The following is a 22,565-nucleotide window of genomic DNA, read 5'->3' on the forward strand; positions in this document are numbered from 1 at the left end:
CGGTGGCTCCGGACGCACTCATGGATATCCGGAGCCACCCCCTGGAGTCGGTCATCATGCGCAGCGGATGGGTCGGGACGGCGGAGCGGTCCGCGCCCGCCCTGCTCGGGCTGCTGCTCGCGCTGCTCGCCCTCGGACCCGCGCTGGGGCCGGGCTTCGTGCTCAGATACGACATGGTGTTCGTGCCCGACCCGCCGCTGACCCTGCCCGGGGAGGGGTTCCCCCGGGCGGTGCCCAGCGACCTGGTGGTCGCCCTGCTCTCACGGATCGCGCCCGACCAGCTGGTCCAGAAGGCCATCCTGATCGGGATCTTCGTGCTGGCCGCGTCGGGCGCGGCCGCCCTGGTGCCCTCACGGCGCCTGGGCCCCCGGCTGGCGGCCGCGGCCTTCTACGCCTGGAACGCCTACCTCGCCCAGCGGCTCCTGCTCGGCCAGTGGGCGCTGCTGCTGGGAGTCGCCGGGCTGCCCTGGGCGGTACGCGCCGTGGTGCTCGGCGGCCGGCTGCGCCTGGCCGTCGCGCTGCTCCCGGCGGCGGTGGGCGGGTTCCAGGCGATGCTGGTCTCCGCGCTGGCGGTGCTCGCGACGGCCGCGACCGCTCCGGTCCCCGCCCGGCCTCCCGGCGCACCGGACACGGGAGGGCCTCCCGGCCGTGCGGCCCCCGTCCGCGCGCCCCGGGATCGGACGGTCCTCGCCTGGGGGGTGAGGGCGCGGCGGGTGGCGGAGGCCGCGCTGGCGCTGGGGGTGCTGAGCCTGCCGTGGCTGGTGCCCGCCCTGCTCAGCCGGGCCATGACCGATCCCGCCGGGGTCGAGGCGTTCGCCGCGCGGGCCGACGGGCCGCTCGGCACGGTCGGGAGCCTGCTGTCGCTCGGCGGGATCTGGAACGCCAACGCCGTCGTGCCGGGGCAGGGGTCCTGGTGGTCGGCGATCGTACGGCTGGCGCTCGCGGCGGTCGCCGTCTGGGGGTTCGCCCGGTTACGCGCTCCCCGGGCCGCGCCGGGGGAGGAGCCGTCTCGTGGAGCAGGGCAGGGGGAGGAGCCGCTCCACCGGGCCGGTGTGGAAGACGTGCCGCCGGACGGAGCGGGGCCGGGGGCGGCGCCGTACCGGGCCGGGGTGGCGGTGGCGGCGGGGGGCGGGCTGGCGGTCGCGCTGGTGGGGGCCTTCGCGCCCGGCGCGCTGGGCGGGCTGATCGCCTGGTGGCCCGGCTTCGGGCCGCTGCGCGACGGGCAGCTCTACCTTGCCCCGTTCGTTCTGCTCCAGGCGGTGGGCCTGGCCTCCGTCGTCGCGCGGTGGCACTCGCGCGCCGTCGTCGCGGTGGCGGTGGCCGTCCCGGTCCTGGTCCTGCCCACCTTCGCGCTGGGCGCGTTCGGCAGGCTGTCGGCGGTCGACTACCCGGACGAGTGGCGCCGCGTCCAGGCGATCGTGAACGCCGACCCGGTGCCGGGGGCGCTGCTGTCGCTGCCGTGGGGGGCGCACCGGGCGTTCGAGTGGAACGGCCGCCGGGTGGTCCTCGATCCCGCGACCAAGATGTTCCGGCGCCGGGTGCTGTGGAACGACGCGCTGCTGGTGGGCCTGCCCGGCGGTGGCCGGCTCCGGGTCGCGGCGGAGGACCCGGCCTCCGCCGCGGCGGAGGCGGCACTGCGCGCCGGACCGGGCGGGCGGGCGGCGGCGCTGGCGGGGTTGGGGATCCGCTACGTCCTGGCACCGGCGGGCGATAACACGTTCCACGATGCGGTGACCGTCTTCCAGGGGCGTGAGATCCGCCTGCTCCGCCTTGATCCGCCCTTGTGAGCCGGATGTATCCGCAGCTCCCGGAAGTACCCGGCGGTAACTTTCTTTGTCACGGTTTCACTAAGCCTATGGCTTATGAGATGAATCACGTTCTACTCTCGGCACACTGTCCGGATTCTGGAGGGAGAGCTCAGTGTTACGAGTGATCGCAGCCCTGGCCATCGGGGCGATCCTGGCGGTCGGTGCCTCTGTGGCAGTGGTCAACGTGGCCTCGCCCGCACCGGAGCCGCCCAACCGGCCGCTGTACAACTACGGCGACAGGTGATCCGAGGGGGCGCGTGACGGCCCCTCGGACGCTGTTCCCCTCAGCCCACCGGGGCTGAGCGTTTCCCCAGCCCACCGGGGCTGAGCACAGTCATCAGAACGGGGTGTGGCTCCGCCATGCCCCGATTCGGGCGCGCGTCGCCGTAGAGGACCGAGGAGACACCGTGGCCGACACCGTGGCCTTTTCCGGTGGGAGCGCGAGCGCCGGACCGCGTCCGCTGACCCAGCACCGGCCCCGCCTGGACCTGGAGGCCACGCGGGACCCCGAGGCGCCGCTGCGCGGGGTCCGGGCGGCGGTGCTGAACTTCCGCGAGCCGCAGCAGTCGGTGGCGGGCGGCGCCGAGGAGTACGCCTGGCAGGTCAGCCGCTACCTCATCGCCCAGGGCGCCTCGGTCCACTTCGTGACCAGCCGCGAGCCCGGCCAGGCCAGGGCCGAGCGGTGGGACGGCGTCGAGCTGCGCAGGATGGGCAACCGCTACCTCGTCTACCTGCTCGTGCCGCTCTGGCTCCTGCTGCGCCGCCGCCGCTTCGACGTGGTCATCGACTCGATGAACGGCATCCCCTTCTTCTCCCCCCTCGTGGTGCGCCGCCGTACCGCGGTGATCTGCCTGGTGCACCACGTGCACGACCGGCAGTTCCACGCCTTCTTCCCCGCCTGGCTCGCCAGGATCGGCTGCTTCGTCGAGGGGCCGGTGGCGCGGCTGCTCTACCGCCGCCGCACCACGGTCACGGTCTCGGAGTCGTCCAGGGAGGACCTGCGCGCGCGGCTGCGCTGGCTCGCCCCGATCGAGGTCGTGCCCAACGGCAGCCCCGCCGCCCGTCCGGTCGCGCCGCACCCCCTGCCCGGCGACCCCTCCCTGGTCTACCTGGGCAGGCTCGTCGGTCACAAGCGGGTCGGACGCGTCGTCGGCCTGGCGGCCGAGCTGGGCGAGAGCCGTCCCGGCCTGCACGTGCACGTCGTGGGCCGCGGCCCGGAGTCCGGAGCCCTCGCGGCCAGGGCGGCCGAGCTGGGGGTCGCCGACCGCGTCCACCTGCACGGGTTCCTCACCGAGCAGGAGAAGAACGCCGTGCTCGGCTCGGCCCTGCTGAACGTGACCGCCTCGGAGTTCGAGGGCTGGGGCCTCACCGTCATCGAGGCCGCCGCCTTCGGCGTGCCCACGGTCGCCTACGACGTCGCCGGGCTGCGCGACTCCGTCCGCGACGGCGTGACCGGCTGGCTGGTCCGCGACGGCGAGGCCCTCGCCGGCGCGGTCGACCGGGCGCTCTGCGAGCTGGCCGACCCGGTACGGCGGGCGGAGATCCAGCGGGCCTGCAGGGCCTGGGCGGACGAGTTCACCTGGGGGCGGACCGGTGCCGCGATGGCCGAGGTGATCCGTGCGGAACTGGCACAGAGCGGGTACTCTGACGCGTCAAGGCAGACTCCCCTGCTCTGCGTCGACCCAGGTCTCGCACGCAACGAGACCGGAACCTCCCTGAGCGCCCGTTGACCTTTGACGCACGGAACCGTTCCCGAGCGGATCACCCCGCGAGGGCTGAGTCCTCCCGGCTCCGGCGTTGGATCCAGCAGCTGGCGGGCTGCATGCTCCTGGGCGCGATCGCGTTCAACACCGCGCCCGACAGGATCATCGCCGAGACCAAGCTCGACATGGCGCTCAACCCCGTCGGCTTCCTGGCCAGGGCGGCGCACCTGTGGGACGGGACGTTCTTCGGTCACCTGCAGAACCAGGCCCACGGCTACCTGTTCCCGATGGGCCCCTTCTACAGCCTCTGGCTCGGCCTGGACATGCCCGCGTGGAACGTGCAGCGGCTGTGGATGGCATCCGTCCTGATCGCGGCCTTCCTCGGCGTCGTCCGCGTGGCCCGGGAGCTGGGCATCGGCTCGCCGAGGGCGGGCATACTCGCCGGGCTGGCCTACGCGCTCGCCCCCCACGCCCAGGCGCTGATCGGGGTCAACTCCTCGGAGTTCCTGCCCAGCGCGATCCTCCCCTGGATCCTGCTGCCCCTGATCAGGGGCGCCCGCGGGGACACCACCCCGCGCCGCGCCGCCGCGTGCTCGGCCGCCGCGCTGCTGCTGTGCGGCGGGGTGAACGCGGCGGCCGAGCTGGCCGTCCTGGTCGTCCCGCTCCTCTACCTGCTCACCAGGCGGGCCGGTCCCCTCAAGCGCAGGCTGATCGCCTGGTGGCTCCCGCTGGTCGGGATGGCCGCCTTCTGGTGGCTGGCCCCGCTGCTCGTCATGGGCAGCCACATCTTCTCGTTCCTGCCCTTCATCGAGACGGCCGCCGCGACCAGCCAGGTGACCTCGCTCACCAACGTCGTCCGGGGGACGTCGAGCTGGCTCAGCTTCCTGCAGACCGACGGCAGGCCCTGGGTGGAGGCGGCCTTCGCCCAGGCGACCCGGCCATGGCTGATCGTGGTGACCTCGCTGGTGGCCGCGCTCGGGCTGGCCGGGCTGGCGCGCCGGGGCACCCCGGAGCGGTTCTTCCTGCTGCTCACCCTGCTGGTCGGCGTGGCGGTGGTCTCGGCCGGCCACGCCGGCCCGATGGCCGCGCTGACCAGGGAGGCGCTCGACGGCCCGCTCGCCGCCTTCCGCAACCTGCACAAGTTCGACGCGCTGATCCGCCTGCCCGTCGCGCTGGGACTCGCCGCCCTCGTCGCCGCCCCCGTACGGGCCCGGCTGCCGTTGCGCGCCGGCGTCGCCGTCCTCGCCGGGCTCAGCTTCGCCCCGGTCGCGCTGTCGGGGGTGACCACCGCGGGCTCGTTCTGGCAGGTGCCCACCTACTGGCGTGAGGCCGTGGGCTGGCTCAACGCCAACGCGACGGATCAGATGGTGCTGGTCGTGCCGGGGTCACGGCGCGGCGAGTACGACTGGGGCCGGCCCATCGACGAGCCGCTGCAGCCGCTGCTCGACGGCGTCCGCTGGGCGGCGCACACGAACGTCCCGTGGGGCTCGCCGGGCATCGCCCGGCTCATGCAGGCCCTGGACGAGCGGTTCGGCGCGGGCAAGGGGTCGCTCGGGCTCGGCTCGACGCTGCGCCGCATGGGGATCGGCTACGTCCTGGTCCGCAACGACCTCGACCGGGCCACGATCGGCGACGCCTGGCCCTCCAGGGTCCACGAGGCGCTGGAGGAGACGCCGGGCCTGTCCAGGGTGCGCGGTTTCGGCCCCCAGGTCGGCCAGGAGCAGAGCACCATCGCGGCGACCTGGCTCGACCAGCCGTACGACGCCCTGGAGGTCTACCGGGTCGGCGGGACGCCCATGCGGGCCGGGACGCTGCCCGCCGGCCGCACGACGAGGGTCACCGGTGCGCCGGAGGCCGTGCTGACCCTCGCCGAGCAGGGGCTGCTGGACGACGACCGGCCGGTGGTGGTCGGTGACGACGCGGCGGCCTACGAGATACCGGCCGGGGACACGATCGTCACCGACACGCTCCGCCGCCGGGAGAACGTCTTCAGCGACCTGCGGCGCTCGGCCTCGGCCACCCTCACGGAGTCGGAGAACCCCCGCAGAGCGGCGGCGGCGGCCGACCTGACCGACCCCGCGTGGGACCGGTACACCTCGACGGCCGAATACACCGGCATCGCCGGGCTGAGCGCCTCGTCCGCGGAGAGTTCGGCCGGCGCGCTGCCGGGGACCCGCGACCCGGGACGCCAGCCGTTCGCGGCGGTCGACGGGGACGCCCGGACGAGCTGGCGCTCCGACGGCTGGCGGGGCCCCGTCGGCGAGTGGTGGGAGATGCGCTTCACCGGGCCGCTCACGCTGCCGCACGTCACCGCGCGGTTCGAGCGCTCCGCCATCGGCCCGCCGGTCACCGAGGTCGCGGTGGAGACCGACTCCGGCACGGTGACCTCGGCGGTCACCTCGGCCGACACGCAGCGACTCCCGGTGCCGGAGGGGCCCACCTCCCGGATCCGGATCCGGGTCACGAAGGTCGGCGGCGTGCAGGCGGGGCCGCTCGGCGGCCGCGTGGGACTGTCCGAAATTACGGTGCCGGGGGTACGGCCCGGCCGTACCATCTCGGTGCCGGGCGTCGGAGACGGCCGCGCCGTGACCACGGTGCTGACCGGCACCGCGGACCTCTCGCCCTGCGCGCGCGGATCCTTCGCCTGGGCCTGCGACGATCGCCTGGAGGTCCAGGGAGAGGACGGGTACGGCTTCGACCGCAAGGTGGCGACTCCGGAGACCGGCGAATGGGAGATCAGCGGCCGGGCCCTGCTCACCGACCCGGCGACGGCCGAGCGGCTGGTGACGCTGCCCGAGTCCTATCCCAAGGTGAGCGCCTCGTCCACGGCCGTCGACCATCCGGCCGTCCTCGGCCGCGCCGCCTTCGACGGCGACGACCGCACGATCTGGTACGCCGATCCCCTCGACCGGAGACCGGCGCTCACCGTCGACCTGGGACGGGAGAGGGCGATCTCCCGGATCAAGCTCCGCTTCCCCGACTCCTACCTCGGCCTGCCGCCGGTCCGTGTGACCGTCAGGACCGGCTCCGGCGCCGTCAGGTCCGGCTGGCCGGGCTCCGACGGCTGGCTGCGGATCGCCGAGGTCCGGGCCAGGAGCCTCAAGCTCGAATTCGAGACGACGGTCTCGCGGCCGCTCGAACTCGTCGAGGTCTCCATCCCCGGCGTCCCCGCCGTCGCCGACCTGGACACCTTCCCGCTCAAGCTGCCCTGCGGGTCCGGGCCCGCGCTGACCGTCGGCGGCAACGGCGTGCCCACCGAGATCGTCGAGGGCACGCTCGGTGACGTGCTCAACGGCCGGGAGGTCTCCTACCGCGCCTGCGAGCCCGTCGCGGTGGGGCCGGGCGGCGCCCGCGTCACCGCCGGGCACGAGGACCCGTTCCGCGTGCGGTCGGTGGTGATCAACGGCGACCGGGCCGGAGCGGCGCCGGTCACCATGGCGCCGGTCGACGTCGCCCGCTGGGAGGCAGGCACCCGGCAGGTCCGGGTCGCCACCTCCGAGGTCTCCTACCTCGTGGTGAACGAGAACTTCAACGACGGCTGGCGGGCCACCGCCGGAGGGCGGGAGCTCATCCCGGTCCGTCTCGACGGTTGGCGGCAGGCGTGGCTGCTGCCCGCCCGCCTCTCCGGCACGGTGACCATGCACTACACCCCGGACGACGCCTATCGCACCGCGCTGCTGGCCGGCGCGGGTCTCGCCCTGGCCGTGGCGGCCCTGGCGCTCTGGCCGGCGCGGCGCCGGATCCGCTGGGCCCCCGCCCGTCCGGCCGCTCCGCGTTCGGCCCTGCTGGTCGCGCCGGTGCTCGGATTCTGGGCCGACGGCCTGACCGGCGTCGCCGTGGTCCTGCCGGCCTTGCTCCTCATGGTCTGGGCCGAGCGGGTGGCCAGGGCCAGATACATCGCGGAGGGAGGCGTCAAGGGGACCGTCACCGTCATCCGGTCCCCCTGGGCGCCCGCGGTGCTCGCCGCCGCCGCCGGTCTCGCGCTGGCCGCCGGCCTTCCGGAGCAGGTCGGCCAGTCGGCCACGCTCGCGGCGCTCGGCCTGCTGGCCTCGGGCTTGCCCGCGGCGGCACCCCGGCCCGACCTGAAGGAGCTCACACCTCCGCGAGCCGCGACCGCATCCGATTCCGGATCGACCCCGGAGTATTCATGGACCTGATCGAGACACCGGAACGGGCGCGTCCGGGCAAGGGGGCGGTGTCGCGGTACGGCGGCGCGACCCTGCTCGCCGCGCTCGCCATGCTGCTGGTCCAGGCGGCGCTCAAGGCGGTGATCGTCGCCCAGGCCTTCTTCAAGGAGGACGACTTCGCCTACGCGGCCAGGTCGGTGGAGTCCGGGTTCGACCCCGTACGGCTGACGGAGCTCTACCTCGGGCAGTTCATGCCCGGGGGGTTCGCCGTCGACTGGGTCGTGACGCGGCTGGCGCCGTACGACTGGACGGTGGTGGCGGCGATCGTCGTGGCCGCGCACACGCTCGCCGGGCTCGCCGTCTACACCATGCTGGTCACGCTCTTCGGCCGGCGCCCGCTGATCCTCGCGCCGCTGGCGCTGTGGGCGCTCGCGCCCGCCTCCGTGCCCGTGCTCACCTGGTGGGCGGCCGCGCTGAACACCGTGCCGCTGCAGATCGCACTGCCGATGGCCGTCACCGCGCATGTGCGCCATCTGCGCACGGGTGGGGGCCGCCATGCCGCCGCCGCGCTCGGCTGGACGGTCCTGGGCATGCTCTTCTTCGTCAAGGCCGCCGTCATCCCCCTGCTGCTCGCCGCGCTCACCTGGGCCTACTTCGGGGGACTGCGCGGTCACGGGCGGGTGTGGCTCGCGCACGGGGCCACCCTCGCCGCGTTCGCCGGGTTCTACCTGGTGCGCTCCGCCGGCACCCCGGAGATCGGCGGGCTCCCCACGCTCTCCGACGGGCTGGGCTTCGTGGGGAACCTGTTCGGCCGTACGCTCCTGACCACGGCGCTGGGCGGCCCGTGGACCTGGTTCGCCGGGCCGGACCGGGCGCTCGCCGCGCCCCCCTGGGGGCTGGTCGCGCTGTCGGCGCTGGTCGTGGCGGGGCTCTTCTGGGTGACGCTGCGCCACCGGCGCCGCGCCCTGGCGGCCTGGGCGATCCTGCTGGGCTGGGTGCTGCTGGCGGACGTGCCGCCGCCGCTGTACGGGCGCGTCTACCTGGTGGGCGGCTTCCTCGGCATGGACACCCGCTACATCGCCGACGCCCTGCCGGTCGCGGCCATGGTGGCCGGGCTCCTCACGCTGCCGCTCCTCGGCGAGACCGCCCCCTACCGGCGGCCGCTGCCCAGGGCGGAGGTCGTGTACGCGGCGGGCGGCGTGGTCGTCGGCGGGTTCACGGTGGCCTCGCTCGTCTCCCTGAACGCCTTCCTCGGGCATCTCGGCGCCCCCGACAAGTCCGCCTACCTCGCCGCCGCACGCGAGGCGCTGTCCACCGTGGACCGGCACAGAGTGATCTTCGATTCCGCCGTGCCCGGCTTCATGCTCTCTTCCGGCTACGGCGAGTACGGCCGCACCTCGCGGTTGCTGTCACCGCTGGCGGACGAGGAGCGGCGGCGGCTGATGCGCACGCCGCCGCCGGCGACGGACGGGCTGGTGTTCGACGGGGAGGGCCGGCTCCGGCCGGTGGACGTCGACGGCGCCAAGCAGGATCCGCCCGGCGGCTGCTGGCCGCGCGAGCAGGGGCGGATCACGGTGCCCCTTCCCGGAGCCGGCGAGCTGGCCCGGCTGGGCACCTGGACCTCGGGCCGGACCGAGGTCGGAGTGCTCGCCGGGGCGGACAAGCACAGGATCGCGCTGCCCCCGGGGCTCAGCCAGCTCTACCTGCCGCTCCCGGAGGGGACACGGCAGATCGAGATCATCGGCATCGCCTCCGACGCCAAGGTGTGCATGGGTGACGTCAAGGTCGGAAAGGCCGTCCCATCGCCATGAGGACCCCGCACGGCAGGCAGGTCACGCTGGTCGCCGCCGGCTCGTTCGCGCTGATCCTGGCGGCGCTGCTCCGCCTGTACGTCTACCCGCACAGCGCGCTCCACCCGCGCGAGCCGTACCCCGCGACGGTCCACCTGAGCGCGGCCGGGGCCACCTACTTCGACTGGGCCACCCTCCGGCTCCGGGTGGGCGAGCCGGTCTACCGGACCGCCATCCTGCAGGCCGACCCCTTCGCCGGGGACGGCGACACCGCGGTCTGGACGGAGTTGACCACCACCAACGACCGCTCCGGGGCGCGGATCGACTACCAGGAACGGAAGGTCGGCTTCGACCGGCGCACCGGCGTCAGCAGGAGCTGCTGCGAGGAGTACGTCGGCGCCCGCCGCGGGGTCCGGCAGGCGGGCCTCGCCTTCCGGTGGCCGATCGACGCCCGGCCGGTCGCCTATCCCTTCTTCGACCCCGTCACGCTGCGGGAGACCCGGATGCGCTACACCGGCGAGCAGACGGTGCGCGGGCTGCGCGTCCACCGCTACGAGCAGGACACGGCGCCGGTCAGGATGGAGGACGTGGCGGATCCGCTCCCGGGGCGGATCCTCGGGCTTCCCGGGAGCGCCGTGCGGGTCGCCAGGTTCGCGGAGACCTCCCGCGTCTACTGGGTCGAGCCCCGCAGCGGGCTGCCGATCCGGGTCGAGGAGCACATCCGCCAGACCCTGCGCACCGCCGACGACCAGGAGCGGCTGGTCGTCCTCGACGCGACGTTCCGTACGGCGGAGCAGGACGTCGAGCTGTTCGCCGCCGTCGCCGGGGACTTCGCGGCCTGGGCGCGGGCGGTCGAGACGACCGCCCCGGCGGTTCTGGCCGGGCTCGGGGCGGTCATGCTGGCGGCGAGTGCCCTGCCGGGCCGGCGCCGGCGCTCAGCGGCGGCGCAGGACGAGCAGGAGGTTCCAGGTGACGATCTCCCGGAGGCCGGGGATCCTGATCACGGCGCCGGCCCAGCCCGGGTGGTAGCGGGGCAGGGCGTCGACGACGTCGACCGCTGAGCACGTCCTGGCCCAGCGCAGCGCGTCGCCCACCGAGACGGCGTACATGCTCTCGCCGTAGACGTTCTTGGGCTGCCTGCCGTGCAGCCGCCGGTAGCGCCGCGCCGCCCGGTGGCCGCCCAGGTAGTGCCAGGGGGAGGTCTCGTGACCGCCCCAGGGGGAGAGCCAGTTGGTGAACGACAGGTAGATCAGGCCGCCCGGCCGGGTGACCCGGGCCATCTCGCCGGTCATCCGCCACGGGTCGGGCACGTGCTCCAGCACGTTGGAGGAGAAGCAGACGTCGACCGAGCCGTCGCGGAGGGGGAGGTCCAGGGCGCTGCCCAGCACCGCGCCCCGCGGGGGAGAACCGTCCCGCATGCTCATCTCGCCCGCGTCGCAGTCGACGCACACCGGCCGCGCCCCCGCCCGGCGCAGGGCGTCGGCGAAGTATCCCGGGCCGCCGCCCACGTCCAGGACGAGCCTGCCGTCGAGCGGGGTGTAGGCGCCCAACTGGGCGACCGTGTCGGCGGCCAGCAGCCCGTAGAAGAAGTCAGGGTCGGTCTGCTCCTTGCGGAAGGCGCTGAACAGGCGTATCGAGCGGCGCAGGTCCGCGCGGAACGGGCCGGGAAGCTCCGCCGGCTTCCCTGACGAGGTGCTGGTCATCGGTCGGAGATCCTCACTGCCGAAGGTCGCTCTACTGCGCGGGTGACCGGGCGACGGCGCGAGCCGAGCCGGCGGGCCGGTTCCTCGACGAACCGGTAGGTCAGGTCGGCCAGCGCGACCGTTAGGAGGGTCACGGCCACCAGGTTGATCGGGAAGTTGCCGCTCCAGGGCCGCTGGCCGGTCGTCTCGTACCAGAGGAACAGCACGACGAACTGCCACAGGAAGACGCCGTAGGAGATCCTGCCGAGGTAACGCATGATCCGGCTGCCGAGGAAGGAGCGCAGCGACGTCTCCCGGCCGGCCGGCAGCGCGACCGGCGCCACCAGGCACAGCGCCACGATCGAGTACAGGACCAGTTCGAACAGGCCGGTCCAGAGAGTCTCCAGCCCCAGGAAGCGCACCCCGGTCACCGGTGAGGCGGCGAAGGCGAAGGTGAGGGCGGCCACCAGCCAGCACGACCCCCAGGAGGCCGTGATCGTGCGGGCCGCCCGCGCGGCGGGTCCCTCCGGCTCGGCGCGTGCCCAGAGCGTCAGCACGGCCAGCGCCATCCCGCCGGCGAAGTAGATCAGCGAGCGGGGGAGCCAGATGTTCAGGTGCGGCTGGTAGACGGGGACGAACGAGAACACGGTCCAGATGTAGGAGATCGAGGCCGGCGCCGCCAGCCCGGCGAGCAGCCGGCGGGCCCGCGCGACGGGATCCGGCCCCGCCCCGCGCGCGTACCGGTCCAGGGCTAGGGCCATGAGGGGGAGCGTGAGATAGAAGCTCGCCTCCACCGACAGGCTCCACATCTGGGCGAGTCCCTTGGGGCCGAGCCCGAACCACCAGGGGTCGGGATTGTAGTTCTGGCCCAGCAGGAGCAGGTAGAGCCAGGTGGCCGCGTCCGTCACGTGATCGCGTGACCAGACGAGGACGGCGACCACGACGACCAGCCAGTAGGCGGGGAGAATCCGCAGGCCACGCTTGCGGAGGTAGGTGCGGGTGCGCGGCGCGGGCGCGCCGGACATCGTGGCCGCGGCGAAGGGGCGGTAGAGCAGCATTCCGGACAGGATGAAAAAGATCGGAACGCCGACGTCCCCCCGGGACAGCAGCGCTCCGCCGAAGCCCTCCTTGAGCGCCTCGCCCGACTCCATGGCCACGTGGTACAGCAGGACGACGAAGGCGGCGACGGCGCGCATGCCGTCGAGCGCGTCCTGGTGGCCGTCGACCGCAGGAGACGCCGTTGAGGTAGAACTTGTTTCGGTCACGTTTGCGCATCCCTCGGTGACGCACGTCACTGGCCGCACTAACATACCGGCCAGTAGCTAGTTGATTCAGTACATATCGCCCCTTGATTTCCTGCATAGAGGGTCCTGGGAGGATCGATGCGCCGGGTCGTCGGAGTAGTCCTGTTAGCCGTCGGGGCGTTTCTCATCGTGCTGGCGCCGCTCGTGCGGTTCCAGATCGGTGGCAGCCTGATCGCGGCTCCGGCCGCGCAGTACGGGATCTCCAAACTGACAGCGGAGGGGGCCCAGTACTTCAGCGCCAGGGATCTCAAGGTGATGACCGGAGACCTCGGCATCACCGTCACCACGCGCGGAGACGTGTCCCAGGCCCAGGGCGACCGGGTCGTGTGGGACGAGGTCACCTCGGTGAACGACGTGACCAACGAGAACCCCATGATCGCGCTGAACGAGCGGCGCAGCGCCTTCAACAAGTACACCGGCGAGGGCGTCAACTGCTGCGCGGTGAACATCGACAAGAAGCCCAGCAAGCTTGAGGGGCAGATCTACAAGTTCCCCTTCGACGTCGAGAAGACGACCTACAAGGTCTTCAACGCCACCGCCGGCATGGCGTTCGACGCGAAGTTCGTCGGCGAGGAGAACGTCAACGGCCTGACCGCCTACAAGTTCGAGCAGATAGCGCCTTCGACGAAGACCGAGACCCGGACCGCCCCCGCCTCGATCATGGGGGTTGCGGACACGACGGGCGACGTCCAGGTGGACCGGTTCTACGAAGGCAAGAACACGTACTGGATCGAGCCCACGACCGGCTCGCCGGTCAAGCAGGAGCAGCAGCGCCACGACGTCCTGAAGACCCAGGACGGCGCCCACAGCATCATCGCCTTCGCGGCGACTGCCAAGATGACCCCGGAGACGGTCAACGAGCTGGTGGAGAACGCCACCGAGGGAAAGAGCCAGATCACCATGCTCAAGGTGACGATCCCGCTCGTCCTGCTGCTGGTCGGCGCCCTCCTGCTGGTCGCCGGGTTCGTCGTGACCCGGGGCGGCGGCAGGTCCTGACCGGGCCCGGCGGCACCGACGAAATGTTCTAGACTAGAACGCGTTGCAGTTTGCTGGGCGCGGGCCGTACCGTGGGCGCATGCGGACACGTGTCACGGACATGCTCGGGATCGAGCTTCCGATCTTCGCGTTCAGCCACTGCCGGGATGTCGTCGCCGCGGTCAGCCGCGCCGGCGGGATGGGCGTCCTCGGCGCCCTCTACTTCACCCCGGAAGAGCTCGAAATGGAGCTCAAGTGGATCGACGACCACGTCGACGGCAGGCCGTACGGTGTCGACGTGGTCATGCCCGCCTCCTACGAGGGCGCCGACATGGGCGTCGACTCCGCCGAGGACCTGGTGGGACGGCTCCAGGGGATGATCCCCGACGGCCACCGCAAATTCGTCGACGACCTGCTGGCCGCGCACGGCGTCGCGGAGCTGTCCGGCTCCGACGCCGGCAAGGTCCTGCTCGGCTGGACCGACGCCACCGCCCGGCCACAGGTCGAGGTGGCGCTGAGGCACCCGATCGCGCTGCTGGCCAACGCCCTCGGCCCGCCGCCCGCCGACGTGGTCGAGCTGGCCCACGCCAGGGGGGTGAAGGTGGCGGCGCTGGCGTCCACCCCGAGGCACGCCGTCAAGCAGGTCGAGGTCGGCGTGGACATCGTCGTCGCCCAGGGCACCGAGGCGGGTGGGCACACCGGTGAGATCTCCACGATGGTGCTCATCCCGCAGGTCGTGGACGCGGTGGACGTGCCGGTGCTGGCCGCCGGCGGCATCGGCGACGGGCGCCAGATGGCGGCGGGCATGGCGCTCGGGGCCGAGGGCGTGTGGACCGGGTCCATCTGGCTGACCGTGGAGGAGGCCGACACCCCCGAGATGGCCAGGCGGCGCATCCTGGAGGCCACCTCCCGCGACACCGTGCGCTCGCGCTCGTGGACGGGCAAGCCCGCCCGGCTGCTCAAGAACGAGTGGACCGACGCCTGGGAGGCCGCCGACTCGCCCGGGACGCTTCCGATGCCGCTGCAGTTCATGCTGGTCTCCGACGCGCTGCGGAGGATCGGCCGGTCCGACGCCGCCGAGCTGGCCACCTTCCCGGCCGGCCAGATCATCGGGACGATGAACCAGGTGAGGCCGGCCAAGGACGTCGTCTTCACGATGGTCGAGCAGTACATCGAGGCCACCGAACGCCTGGGGCGTCTTACTCAGGAATAGGGCATCGGCGCGGCTGTGCTGGGGGTTCCGCTGTTCCTGAGGTGTTTCCGGGGTGGGTGTTCTGGGTTTCGCCGTTCGCGCTGCGGTGGGTGGGTGTTCCGGCCGGCCGTCGCAGTTACCGTCTCGTTTTTCAGGCCTCCGGCCTGGCGGGCGCGGTGGTTGCGCTTTTTTACAAGCCGGCCGGAACACCCACCCACCTCCGCGCCAGACTGTCTCGCCGTACGGCGTGCGGGCCGTAGCCGCTCGCTCTCGGGCCGCCCATGGATCCCGCTGACGCTGAAGCAATCCGTGCGGGACCGTTCAGGGCCGATCACCGTAGCTGACGCGTATCTCTCCGACCAGTGCAGGGCCGATCGCCGTGGAAGCGGTGTCCTCGCTGCTTACGGCACGTTCGTCCTATCCGGTCTGACCAGCGTCATCGTGGTCGGTTTCGCGTTGGCGGTCTTCGTGCTCCTCTTGCTGTTACGTCCCGAGACGACCCGCTGGTTCAAGCGGTAGGAACGCGCACCGACCCAGCCCGTCGTCATCATCGGCGGGTCCCGGTTCTCCTCGGAGAGGCTCTCCCGGTCTCCGGGGCGATCCCAACGGTCAGCGCATTCACGCACTCGTCACCCGACGAGGCATCTGGTGAGCCTTCTGCGGAAACATCAGCGGTTGATCACGCAGGACTGGCACCATGAGCACCCGGAGCCTCCGCGCTGATCATGTCTAGGGGTGCGAGGATGGGCACCATGAGCATCAACCGCCAGGATGAGATGTTGAAAGAGCTGGAGCGAGCGATACAAGGGTTGGAAACCCCTGACGCGTTGTCGATCAGGAAGGCGTCGGTCGAGCCCTATATCGACGCGGACGGGGAGCCGGCGCTCAGGGCCCTGCTCGTTGTTGAGGGGGTGGGTGAGGGAGGCTGGCCGGCCGATCTGACCCATTCGTTTCGTCGGCAGGTGAACCGGCTCGCGGCCGAAAAGAATCTGGATGAGTATGTGTATGTGACGCTCTTCACCGAGCAGGAATTCCAGGACCGGGAGCGCGCGGACGATATGGCGGAATACGACAGCACGACCGCCATTGATCGCGCTTTACGCGAAGATCAGCAGGGCGGGCAGTGAGGCGAGACTTCAAGGCGGAAGACCACCTCCACCTCGCCGACACACTCGCCGGCCGTACGGCAGGCCGTGGCCGTCCTCGCACCGCTTACCTCAGGCGCGCGACGTCTACCGCGTACTACGCGCTCTTCTATGAGCTTGTACAACACGGTTCCCGGCGTGCGGCTCGAACCGGCCCGGTGGGGCATCAGCAGGCCATCGGCCGGTGGTACGCCCACGGTAACTTCAAGAAGGCGGCCCGTTGGGTGGAGGACGCCGCGTCCGGCCGCACGCCTCCGGCTGTGGTGAGACTTCTTTTGGTCGACTCCGCCACAGGGGCGGTGCCTCTGGATCTCGAAGTTTTGGCCAGCGCGTTCAGCGAGCTTCAGGAGGCGCGGCACGGGGCTGACTATGATCCCGCATTCGATGCGACTCGCTCCGGAGCACTTGGCCACGTCAACACTGCCAGAGCGGGAATTGACGCGATTCGACGCATGGACAAGGCGAATCTGCATCAGTTCGACATGTTCCTGCTTCTCGCGCTCGGCGGCGAAAAGATGCTCCGTAACAGCTGATTCTCTCTCCTCCCTGCCGTGACGTCGCGCAGGCTCGGTTACGCCCTCTCCGTAAAGCCGACGACTTGGGCAGGTCAAACGCTATCGGTAGCAGCAAGGTCGCTTTATCGAGGCCGTGTCGGCGAACGGTCTCAACATCTCCGGGCGTTCCAGGCCCGATGGCTTTCTGCTCTTACTGGATGCCACCGACAGTGGGTAATGGAGCCGTGCTCGGCATAGGTGCTACGTCGCCTTGCGTATGGCGCAACGGCGCTCCCAGGCCCTCCCCCACCAGTTGCCCCCTGCCCGCCGTGACGGTCGCCGCGCCGTCGCCCGACCCGCTGCGGATGTACGCCGCCATCGCGGAACGGATCGCCGGGACCGCCCTCGCCGGCCCTCGCGTTCCGGAGTTGTTCGAGCACCGCAGCGGCGCCGTGCCTCACGCGCCCCGGTAGACGGCCGGGCGCTTCTCCCTGAAGGCGCGGGAGCCCTCCTTGGCGTCCTCGGAGCCGATCACCGGCCAGCCGATGCCGTCGGAGACCTTCAGCGCCTCCGCCTCGGGCAGGCCGACGGTCTCGCGGTAGGTGCGCAGGATGGCCTGTACGGCGAGCGGCCCGCACTCGGCGATCTGGGCGGCGATCTCCAGGGCGGCGGTCAGGGCCTGGCCGTCCGGGACGACCCGGTTGACCAGGCCCATCTCCAGCGCCTCCCGGGCGGTGACGGACCGGCCGGTCAGGAGGATGTCCATGGCGAAGGCGTAGGGGATCTGGCGGGGGAGCCGTATCGCGGAGCCGCCCATCGGGAACAGGGCGCGGCGGGCCTCGAACAGGCCGAGGGTGGCCGACTCGGCGACGACCCGCAGGTCGGTGCCGACGAGCAGCTCGGTGCCGCCGGCCACGGCGTAGCCCTCGACCGCGCAGACGATCGGCTTGGCGGGCAGCGCGGCGGAGTCGCGGAGCAGTCCCTTCCAGTGGAAGTCGGGGATCTCCGAGGCGCGCTTCCGGACCCGGGGGTCGGCCGACGGGCTGCCCATGGCCTTCAGGTCGGCGCCCGCGCAGAAGGTCCCGTCCGCGCCGGTCAGCACGGCGACGCGGACCTCGGGCTCGTCCGAGACGTAGGCCCAGGCGTCGGCCAGCCCGACCAGCATGTCGGTGGAGAGCGCGTTCTTCGCCTCGGGCCGGTCCATGGTCACGACGACGATGTGGCCGTCGCGCTCGACGCGGCAGTGCGGCGTGCTGATCGGCAGAAGTTCCACGGACGACCTCCGTTGCTTTAGCAAGCGCTTGTTAGGCGATCCTAGATCGGCCGCGCCCCGTGTCGCCAGGTCGCCGCGCCCCGTGTCGCCAGGTCGCCGTGCGTCGCGCCGGAGGGGGAGTCGTCTTGTCCGATCGGCTCCGCTGATTCAAGGTGGTGGAGCAAGGGAGGGGCCGGGGCCGCGTCGCGGTCCGCCGGCTAAATCAAGCGCTTGCTCGGTACGTCTCGACCAGGTTAGTCTGCCCCTGCGTACGAGAACAGATTCTTGTTCCATCCCTCCCGCACCGCCAGAGTCTTTTCGCGATATCGAGAACGTGATTCACTTCGGCGATCGGGGCCTTTCGACAAGAGAGGATTTCCGATGGGCACGCTCGGCTTCTGGAGACTTGCGCAGGCCGATCCGGAGTGGATCGCCGCCGTGGATCCGGACGGCACCGAACATCGCGCCGGTGACCTGCTCGCCCGTGCCAACCGCCTCGTGCACGGCCTGCGGGAGCTGGGGCTCAAGGCCGGCGACGGCCTCTGCGGCCTGGTGCCGAACGGCTCCGACGGGCTGGTGCTCTATCTGGCCGCGCTCCAGGCGGGGTGGTACTACACGCCCGTCAACTGGCACCTCACCGGCCCCGAGATCGGCTACATCGTCGCCGACAGCGAGGCTCAGGCATTCTTCGTCGACGAGCGATACGCGGAGGAGGGCCTGCGCGGCGTCACGGAGTCGGGCATCGCCCGCGACCGCGTCTTCGCGTTCGGGCGCCTTGAGGAGTTCCGGCGGCTCGGGTCCGCGGAGGGGGTACGGCCCGCCTCGGAGCTGACCGACGGCAGGCCCGCCACCGCCCCCGCCGACCGTACGGCGGGCGCCACCATGCACTACACCTCGGGCACCACCGGCAAGCCCAAGGGGGTGCGCCGGCCGCTCAACGGCCTGGACCCGGACGACGCGGCCGAGCTGATGACGTTCCTGCTCACGCTGTTCGGCATCACCCCGGGTGAGGGGAACGCCCACCTGGTCACCTCGCCGAACTACCACACGGCGGTCACCCAGTTCGGCGGCACGGCCCTGCACATGGGCCACACGCTCGTCTACATGGACCGATGGGACGCCGAGGAGACGCTCCGGCTCTGCGAGCGGTACCGCGTCAGCAACTCGCACATGGTCCCCACCCACTTCAAGCGCCTGCTCGCGCTCCCCGAGGAGGTGCGGGGCAGGTACGACCTGTCCTCGCTCAAATGGATGATCCACGCCGCGGCGCCCTGCCCGGTCCCGGTCAAGTGGGCGATGTTCGAGTGGTGGGGCGACTGCATCTACGAGTACTACGCCGCGACCGAGGGCGGCGGCACGATCGCCACCCCTGAGGGCTGGAAGAAGCACCCCGGCACCGTGGGCACGGCCTGGCCGATCAGCGAGCTGCTCATCGTGGACGAGAACCTGGAGCCGGTCCCCGCGGGGACCCCCGGCACGATCTACATGAAGATGATGGGCGTCCGCTTCGAGTACAAGGGCGACCAGGCCAAGACCGAGGCCAACCGGCTGAAGGACCATTTCACCGTCGGCGACATCGGCTACCTCGACGAGGAGGGCTTCCTCTTCCTCTGCGACCGCAAGGCCGACATGATCATCTCGGGTGGGGCCAACATCTACCCGGCTGAGATCGAGAACGAGCTGATGGTCCACCCGAAGATCGCCGACGTGGCGGTGTTCGGCATCCCCGACGAGGAGTGGGGCGAGCAGATCAAGGCGGTGGTCGAGCCCGCGCCCGGCGTCGCCCCCTCGCCCGAGCTGGCCGCCGAGCTCATCGAGTCGCTCAGGGGCCGCCTGTCGAAGATGAAGTGGCCCAGGTCCATCGACTTCATCGAGGAGATGCCGCGCGAGCCCAACGGCAAGCTCCTCAAACGCAAGCTGCGCGACCCGTACTGGGAAGGGCGAGACCGTGCGATCTGAGACGTCCACCGACCAAGAGGGCCGCGCGCCGGCGCGGCGGGGGGAGCGCCGATGACGCTCGAAGCGCGGCACGTGCTGGAGTTCCCCGGCGGCTACACCCGCACGACGGGGCCGGTGATCGGGCGGTTCCTCACCGAGCTGCGGGACGGGCGCCTCGTCGGGGTCCGCACGGCCGGCGGCCGGACGCTGGTCCCCCCGCTGGAGTACGACCCCGACACCGGCGACGCCGTCACCGGGGACTTCGTCGAGGTGGGCCCGGCCGGGACGGTCGAGAGCTGGTCGTGGGTGCACGCCCCCCGCCCGGGCCACCCGCTGGACCGGCCGTTCGCCTGGGCGCTGATCCGGCTGGACGGGGCCGACACCTCGCTCGTCCACGCGGTGGACGCCGGCGACGTCAAGGCCATGCGCCCCGGCCTGCGGGTCCGTCCCCGCTGGCGGGCCGAGCGCACCGGGCAGATCACCGACATCGAGAGCTTCGTCCCGGAGGTCACGAAGATCGTGTCCCCGGTCCGCACCGAATACGTCCTGAAGCCCGGCCTGGCACTCGCCCGCTTCCTGGAGGGGGTCGCCGCCGGCGTTCTCATCGGCTGCCGGTGCGGTTCCTGCCACAAGGTCTACGTGCCCTACCGGCTCTCCTGCCCCGAGTGCGGCGTCGCGATCACCGAGGAGGTCGAGGTGCCGGACACCGGCACGATCACCACCTTCGCGATCAACAACCTGCCTGACCCGCGCGCCCCCGAGGTGCCGTTCGTCTCGGCCTACGTCCTGCTCGACGGTTCGGACGTTCCGATGATCACCCTGGTCGCCGGGATCCCGGCCCACGAGGTACGGCAGGGCATGCGCGTGCGGGCCGTGTGGGTTCCCGAGGAGGAGCGGACGGCGTCCATGACCAACATCAAGTGGTTCGCCCCCACCGGCGAGCCGGACGCGGAGCTGTAGATGCGTGAGATAGCGGTCGTCGCGTTCGCGCAGACCCGGCACAGCGCGACCGACCAGGGACAGAGCGAGTCCGAGCTGATCCTCCCCCCGCTGGACGAGGTCAGGGAGAAGACGGGGCTGCGCAAGTTCGGCTTCACCTGCTCGGGCTCGTGCGACTACCTGGCGGGCGCGCCGTTCTCCTTCGTCTCGGCGCTCGACGCGCTCGGCGCCTGGCCGCCGATCTCCGAGAGCCACGTGGAGATGGACGCCGCCTGGGCGCTGTACGAGGCGTGGGTCAGGCTCCAGCACGGCGACGTCGACTCGGCCCTGGTCTACGGGTTCGGCAAGACCTCCCAGGGCGACCTGCGGGAGATCATGACGCTCCAGCTCGACCCCTACTACCTGGCCCCGCTCGGCCTCGACCAGGTCTCCTACGCCGCGCTGCAGGCCTCGGCCGCCAAGGTCGACCGCGCCCGGCTGGACGAGATCGTACGGCGCAGCCGCGCCGACGGCCGGGCCAACCCCCACGCCCTCGACCTGCCCGACCCCGAAGGGGACGCCTTCGAGGTCGAGCCGCTGCGGCCGTACGACATCGCCCCGGTCACCGACGGCGCCGCCGCGGTGGTGCTGGCGGCCGGGGACCTCGCCAGGGAGCTGTGCGAGCATCCGGCCTGGATCACGGGCATCGCCCATCGCATAGAACCCCATTACCTGGGCATGAGAGATCTCGCCCGGTCGGCCTCCGCCGCCGAAGCCGCACGAGCGGCGGGGGTCGGCAAGGGTCACGTCGACGTGGCCGAGCTCCACGCCCAGTTCAGCCACGAGGAGCCGATCCTCCGCCAGGCTCTGGAGCTCCCCGAGACCACGGTCGTCAACCCCAGCGGCGGGCCGCTCGCGGCCAACCCGGTCATGGCCACCGGCCTCATCCGCGTCGGCGAGGCCGCCCAGCGCATCCTGGACGGCGCCGCGAGCCGTACCGTCGGGCACGCCTCCAGCGGCCCCTGCCTGCAGCACAACCTCGTCACCGTGATGGAGGCCTGATCATCATGGGTAATCCCTGCGCGGTCATCGGGGTCGGCCAGACCCATTACACGACCAAGCGGCGGGACGTCTCCATCGCCGGGCTGGTCCGCGAGGCGGCGCTGCGCGCGCTTCAGGACGCGGGCCTGACCTGGAAGGACATCGACGCCGTCGTCATCGGCAAGGCGCCCGACCTGTTCGAGGGCGTGATGATGCCGGAGGCATACCTGGCCGACGCCCTCGGCGCGGCGGGCAAGCCGATGATGCGCGTGCACACCGCCGGTTCGGTCGGCGGGTCCACGGCGCTGGTCGGGGCCTCGCTGATCCAGGGCGGCGTGCACGACCGGGTGCTGGTGGTGGCCTTCGAGAAGCAGTCGGAGTCCAACGCGACCTGGGCGCTGTCCACGCACCCGCCGTTCAGCGCCTCGCTGGTGGTCGGCGCGGGCGGTTACTTCGCCCCCCACATCCGCGAGTACATCCGCAGGTCCGGCGCTCCCGAGCACATCGGCCACCTGGTGGCGGTCAAGGACCGGCGCAACGCCCTGAAGAACCCCTACGCCCACCTGAGGATCCCCGGGATCGACCTGAAGATGGTCGAGTCGACCCCGATGCTCTGGGAGCCGATCCGCTACCTGGACACCTGCCCGTCCTCCGACGGCGCGTGCGCGATGGTCCTGTCCGCCAGGGACAAGATCACCGACAGCACCCCCGCCTGGGTCCTGGGTACGGCGATGCGCTCCGAGCCGATCTTCCGCGCCGGACGGGACACCGTGAACCCGCAGGGCGGCAAGGACTGCGCGGCCGACGTGTACCGGCAGGCCGGGATCACCGACCCGCGCCGGGAGATCGACGTGGCCGAGGTGTACGTGCCCTTCTCCTGGTACGAGCCGATGTGGCTGGAGAACCTCGGCTTCGCCGCCGAGGGGGAGGGGTGGAAGCTCACCGAGTCCGGGGCCACGGCCCTGGACGGCGACATCCCGTGGAACGCCTCCGGCGGGGTGCTGTCGAGCAACCCGATCGGCGCGTCCGGGCTGATCCGGTTCGCCGAGGCGGCGCTCCAGGTCAGGGGGATGGCGGGGGAGCACCAGGTCGACGGGGCCAGGCGGGCCCTGGGGCACGCCTACGGCGGAGGCGCCCAGTTCTTCGCGATGTGGATGGTCGGCAGCGACAGACCCTGATCTCCCCCCAGGAGGGCC

The 22,565-nt window shown here is 71.9% G+C and carries 17 protein-coding genes and 1 pseudogene; 15 read left to right on the forward strand and 3 right to left on the reverse strand.

Annotation, left to right across the window (positions count from 1 at the left end; all coding sequences use genetic code 11):
• Window positions 1-20: 20 nt before the first annotated feature.
• From SROS_RS07055 to pgfA (SROS_RS52720), 6 genes and pseudogenes are all read left to right on the forward strand, one after another.
• A complete protein-coding gene (locus SROS_RS07055) occupies window positions 21-1,787 on the forward strand; it encodes a hypothetical protein (protein WP_012888207.1) in 1,767 nt (588 codons plus the stop codon).
• 133 nt (window positions 1,788-1,920) lie between these two features.
• A complete protein-coding gene (locus SROS_RS53785) occupies window positions 1,921-2,052 on the forward strand; it encodes a hypothetical protein (protein WP_269323798.1) in 132 nt (43 codons plus the stop codon).
• 163 nt (window positions 2,053-2,215) lie between these two features.
• Window positions 2,216-3,538, forward strand: coding sequence for a glycosyltransferase family 4 protein (locus SROS_RS07060; protein ID WP_012888208.1), 1,323 nt, complete (start codon window positions 2,216-2,218; stop codon window positions 3,536-3,538).
• 92 nt (window positions 3,539-3,630) lie between these two features.
• Window positions 3,631-7,668, forward strand: a complete 4,038-nt coding sequence (locus SROS_RS07065; RefSeq protein WP_012888209.1) for an alpha-(1->3)-arabinofuranosyltransferase — start codon at window positions 3,631-3,633, stop codon at window positions 7,666-7,668.
• Entirely contained in the window at window positions 7,659-9,449 is a 1,791-nt protein-coding gene (locus SROS_RS45755) for a hypothetical protein (protein ID WP_012888210.1), read from the forward strand. Before SROS_RS07065 ends, SROS_RS45755 begins: the two co-directional genes overlap by 10 nt.
• Window positions 9,446-10,330, forward strand: a pseudogene (gene pgfA, locus SROS_RS52720) (cell envelope lipid trafficking protein PgfA); the annotation flags it as partial. The gene SROS_RS45755 and the pseudogene pgfA (SROS_RS52720), both read left to right, overlap by 4 nt.
• 33 nt (window positions 10,331-10,363) lie before the next feature.
• Here the strand turns inward: pgfA (SROS_RS52720) and SROS_RS07075 are convergent.
• Both SROS_RS07075 and SROS_RS07080 read right to left on the reverse strand, forming a co-directional pair.
• Window positions 10,364-11,131 carry a class I SAM-dependent methyltransferase gene (locus SROS_RS07075; RefSeq protein ID WP_012888212.1) on the reverse strand — a complete coding sequence of 256 codons (768 nt, stop codon included), beginning with the start codon at window positions 11,129-11,131 and terminating at the stop codon, window positions 10,364-10,366.
• Window positions 11,128-12,375 (reverse strand): acyltransferase family protein, encoded by a 1,248-nt coding sequence (locus SROS_RS07080; RefSeq protein ID WP_012888213.1) that lies wholly within the window; start codon window positions 12,373-12,375, stop codon window positions 11,128-11,130. Before SROS_RS07080 ends, SROS_RS07075 begins: the two co-directional genes overlap by 4 nt.
• Before the next feature lie 117 nt (window positions 12,376-12,492).
• Between SROS_RS07080 and pgfA (SROS_RS07085) the strand changes: the two genes are divergently transcribed.
• From pgfA (SROS_RS07085) to SROS_RS50785, 5 genes are all read left to right on the forward strand, one after another.
• Complete coding sequence (pgfA, locus tag SROS_RS07085; RefSeq protein WP_012888214.1) at window positions 12,493-13,410, forward strand: cell envelope lipid trafficking protein PgfA; 918 nt, start codon at window positions 12,493-12,495, stop codon at window positions 13,408-13,410.
• A gap of 79 nt (window positions 13,411-13,489) precedes the next feature.
• Window positions 13,490-14,602: an NAD(P)H-dependent flavin oxidoreductase gene (locus SROS_RS07090; protein WP_012888215.1), complete on the forward strand. Its 1,113-nt coding sequence runs from the start codon at window positions 13,490-13,492 to the stop codon at window positions 14,600-14,602.
• A gap of 731 nt (window positions 14,603-15,333) precedes the next feature.
• Window positions 15,334-15,708, forward strand: a complete 375-nt coding sequence (locus tag SROS_RS07100) for a hypothetical protein (RefSeq protein WP_012888217.1) — start codon at window positions 15,334-15,336, stop codon at window positions 15,706-15,708.
• Between the two features lie 176 nt (window positions 15,709-15,884).
• Complete coding sequence (locus SROS_RS07105; RefSeq protein ID WP_148268975.1) at window positions 15,885-16,259, forward strand: hypothetical protein; 375 nt, start codon at window positions 15,885-15,887, stop codon at window positions 16,257-16,259.
• Window positions 16,260-16,549: 290 nt separating this feature from the next.
• Complete coding sequence (locus SROS_RS50785; protein ID WP_169369266.1) at window positions 16,550-16,693, forward strand: hypothetical protein; 144 nt, start codon at window positions 16,550-16,552, stop codon at window positions 16,691-16,693.
• Here the strand turns inward: SROS_RS50785 and SROS_RS07110 are convergent.
• Window positions 16,678-17,493: a crotonase/enoyl-CoA hydratase family protein gene (locus SROS_RS07110; RefSeq protein WP_012888218.1), complete on the reverse strand. Its 816-nt coding sequence runs from the start codon at window positions 17,491-17,493 to the stop codon at window positions 16,678-16,680. The two genes, SROS_RS50785 and SROS_RS07110, sit on opposite strands and share 16 nt — an antisense overlap.
• Before the next feature lie 360 nt (window positions 17,494-17,853).
• On the opposite strand from SROS_RS07110, the gene SROS_RS07115 reads away from it, so the two are divergent.
• From SROS_RS07115 to SROS_RS07130, 4 genes are read left to right on the forward strand one after another with little or no spacing between them, the layout of a single operon-like run.
• Complete coding sequence (locus SROS_RS07115; RefSeq protein WP_012888219.1) at window positions 17,854-19,431, forward strand: acyl-CoA synthetase; 1,578 nt, start codon at window positions 17,854-17,856, stop codon at window positions 19,429-19,431.
• A 51-nt stretch (window positions 19,432-19,482) separates the two neighbouring features.
• Window positions 19,483-20,370 (forward strand): Zn-ribbon domain-containing OB-fold protein, encoded by an 888-nt coding sequence (locus tag SROS_RS07120; RefSeq protein WP_012888220.1) that lies wholly within the window; start codon window positions 19,483-19,485, stop codon window positions 20,368-20,370.
• Window positions 20,371-21,390 (forward strand): thiolase domain-containing protein, encoded by a 1,020-nt coding sequence (locus SROS_RS07125; protein ID WP_012888221.1) that lies wholly within the window; start codon window positions 20,371-20,373, stop codon window positions 21,388-21,390.
• A gap of 5 nt (window positions 21,391-21,395) precedes the next feature.
• Window positions 21,396-22,547 carry a thiolase domain-containing protein gene (locus SROS_RS07130; protein ID WP_012888222.1) on the forward strand — a complete coding sequence of 384 codons (1,152 nt, stop codon included), beginning with the start codon at window positions 21,396-21,398 and terminating at the stop codon, window positions 22,545-22,547.
• The last annotated feature ends 18 nt before the right edge of the window (window positions 22,548-22,565 follow it).

The sequence above is a fragment of the Streptosporangium roseum DSM 43021 genome, assembly GCF_000024865.1.
Lineage (GTDB): Bacteria > Actinomycetota > Actinomycetes > Streptosporangiales > Streptosporangiaceae > Streptosporangium > Streptosporangium roseum.